The organism is Priestia sp. SIMBA_032 (assembly GCF_046535215.1).
Lineage (GTDB): Bacteria > Bacillota > Bacilli > Bacillales > Bacillaceae_H > Priestia > Priestia aryabhattai.
The window spans coordinates 1-469 of record NZ_JAWRXD010000130.1 but is presented as its reverse complement, the minus strand read 5'-3'; the positions used below and the strand labels follow the sequence as shown (position 1 = coordinate 469).

At 61.6% G+C, this 469-nt stretch carries 2 protein-coding genes; both read left to right on the top strand.

What is annotated here, in order from left to right:
• On the top strand, positions 1-152 hold a 152-nt coding region (locus SB717_RS33645; RefSeq protein WP_410907137.1), incomplete at its 5' end, for a Tc toxin subunit A-related protein.
• Positions 149-469 (top strand): SpvB/TcaC N-terminal domain-containing protein (locus SB717_RS33640; protein WP_410907135.1); only part of this gene is annotated, 321 nt, incomplete at its 3' end. The genes SB717_RS33645 and SB717_RS33640, both read left to right, overlap by 4 nt.

Below are 469 nucleotides of genomic sequence, written 5' to 3'. Positions count from 1 at the left end.
AACCCTTTGAAGGCACCGGTGCCATTGCCCGTTGGCAACTGCGTTTCACCGAGCAGGATCTGGCATTGCGTCTGCGTCAGATCCGATCGTTGACCGACATCATCTTGCATCTGCGCTACACGGCTGTAACCGGGCAGGCGGGGGGATCATGAGCAACGAGGACGCTTGGCGGATCGAGTTGCCCAGCCTGCCCAAGGGCGGCGGTGCGATCAGCAGCATTGGCGACGGGGTCGGCGCGGTCAAAGCCAATGGTGCTGCAACGTGTGAGTTGCCGCTGCCGATCTCGCCTGGGCGTGGGTTTGCGCCAACGCTCGCGCTGGTCTATAACAGCAGCGCCGGTAACGGTATGTTTGGCATGGGCTGGAACCATACGCTCAGCGTCATCACTCGGCGTACCTCCATAGGCGTACCGGCCTACACCGATGAAGATGAATTCCTTGGGCCGGACGGCGGCCTGTTAATGGCCGAG